We start from the raw sequence: 1753 nt of genomic DNA, 5'->3' as shown, positions 1-1753 counted from the left end.
CCCGCCGCTGGAGCGCCCCGCTGACCGTGGCGATCCCGGCCCGCCCCACCGGTGCCGACGCCGAGCGCGCCGCGCGCCTGGCCGCCGAGATCGGCGCCAGCGCCGTCGTGGTGTGCGTGGACGCCACCCGCCGCAGCCACGCGGTCGCCGCGCAGCTGCGCGCCCTGGAGAACGCCGGCGTGCCCGCCCGCCGCCTGGCCGTGCACCGCGCCGCCGAGAGCCCGGACCCGCTGGACGTGCTCTCCCTGGACGTCCCCGTCGGCTTCCTGGACGGGCGCCCCGCCACCTCCGGCGCCTGGGCCGGCCTGCTGCTCGACGCCACGTCGGGCGGCGGCGCCGCGCGCTGAGCCCCGTGCCCAGGCGGACGAGCGCCGGGGCGGTGGTGACCCCCACCGCCCCGGCGCAGTGGCCCGCGGTCAACGGCCGGGTGCGCGTGCAGGTCCAGCTGCCCGAGAACCTCGGCGGCGACCTCGTGGACCTGCCCACCCGCGTGGAGGACTCCGGGGAGAACAGCCTCGTGGTGGCCGCCCCCGGCTTCTCCGGCGACCTGCACGTGGTCGCCCCCGGCCTGCCGGTGACCGTCTCGTGGGCCAGCGAGCGCGGGCACGTGCGGCAGGACTTCCTGATCGCCGAGGTCGTGCGGCGCCGCGTCCCCTCCTGGGACCTGGCCCCGTGCGGCGAGATCGCCGTCCAGCAGCGCCGCCGCTACGTGCGGGTGCCGCTGGTCGGCGCCCTGCGCCTGCAGCCGGTGCCCGGCGACCCCGCCGGGCCCGACGGGCAGCAGCCCGGCGCGGCCCCCGAGCCCGTCGTCACCGCCGCGTTCGTCGACCTCAGCGAGGGCGGCGCCTGCGTGCGGGTGCCGCGGGGGAGCTGGGCGCGCCCCGGCCGGCTGGTGCGCGCCGTCTTCGAGCTGGACGGCGGCCCCGTCGACCAGCTCGCCGACGTCGTGCGCAGCTCCCCGGAGCCCTCCGGGGCCGGCGAGCACGAGCACCTCGTCCTCGGCTTCGTCGAGCCCGTCGCGGCCGCAGACCGTCTGCGCCGCCACGTCATGCAGGTGCAGATCCGCAACCGCCGCCGGGAGGAACCGTGACCGCGATCGTGATCGCCGCCAGCCTGCTGCTGGCCGGCCCGTCCATCGTGGCCGCCCTGCAGGGCACCGGCAGCGTGGACACCGCGCTGCTGCACCTGCTGCTGGCCCTGCTGGTCTCCTCGGTGGCCGGGCGCGTCGTGCGCGCCCTGGTGCAGCGCTACCAGGAGGAGGCCGCGGCCACCGCCGCGCGGGTGGAGGCCGAGGCGGAGGCCGAGCTCCGCGGCCGCCGCCGCGACGACCTCTGAGCCCCCGCCCGGGCGCGCCCCGCGCCGCCCGGGCGCCCCGGCACCGCGACGCCCGTCCCCGCCCGGGGGCGGGCGTCGCGGCGTCGCGGGCCGCCCGCCCCCGGGCGCGGCGCGACCCGCGCGAAGATGTGACGCCGAGAGAGGGGACGGCGACGGATCGTCACCTATGCTGAGGTCATGCTCGTCCTGACGCGCAAGGCCGGAGAGTCTCTCGTCATCGGCGACGAGGTCGTCGTGCGCGTCCTGGAGGTCCGCGGGGACGTGGTCCGCGTGGGCATCGAGGCGCCACGGGACGTGCAGGTGCACCGCCAGGAGGTCTACGAGGCCGTGCGCGACGCCAACGTGGCCGCGGCCTCCGCCAGCGAGGAGGCCGTCAGCGCGCTGCAGGACCTGGTGCGCCGCTCCGGCTCCTGAGCCC

At 79.0% G+C, this 1753-nt stretch carries 3 protein-coding genes and 1 pseudogene; all 4 read left to right on the top strand.

Annotated elements, in window-relative coordinates:
• Positions 1-347: pseudogene (locus tag GTR00_RS20220) on the top strand (hypothetical protein); the annotation flags it as partial.
• Positions 348-379: 32 nt separating this feature from the next.
• The gene (locus GTR00_RS26090; RefSeq protein WP_205706280.1) at positions 380-1090 is read left to right on the top strand and encodes a PilZ domain-containing protein; all 711 of its coding nucleotides are present in this window, start codon (positions 380-382) and stop codon (positions 1088-1090) included.
• Positions 1087-1335: a hypothetical protein gene (locus tag GTR00_RS20210; protein WP_166613327.1), complete on the top strand. Its 249-nt coding sequence runs from the start codon at positions 1087-1089 to the stop codon at positions 1333-1335. Before GTR00_RS26090 ends, GTR00_RS20210 begins: the two co-directional genes overlap by 4 nt.
• Before the next feature lie 177 nt (positions 1336-1512).
• Positions 1513-1749 carry a carbon storage regulator CsrA gene (csrA, locus tag GTR00_RS20205; protein WP_166613326.1) on the top strand — a complete coding sequence of 79 codons (237 nt, stop codon included), beginning with the start codon at positions 1513-1515 and terminating at the stop codon, positions 1747-1749.
• Positions 1750-1753: the final 4 nt, after the last annotated feature.

The sequence above is a fragment of the Kineococcus indalonis genome, from assembly GCF_009906395.1.
Lineage (GTDB): Bacteria > Actinomycetota > Actinomycetes > Actinomycetales > Kineococcaceae > Kineococcus > Kineococcus indalonis.
Note: the sequence above shows the minus strand (reverse complement) of the source record. Positions and strands in the feature narration are given on the sequence as shown.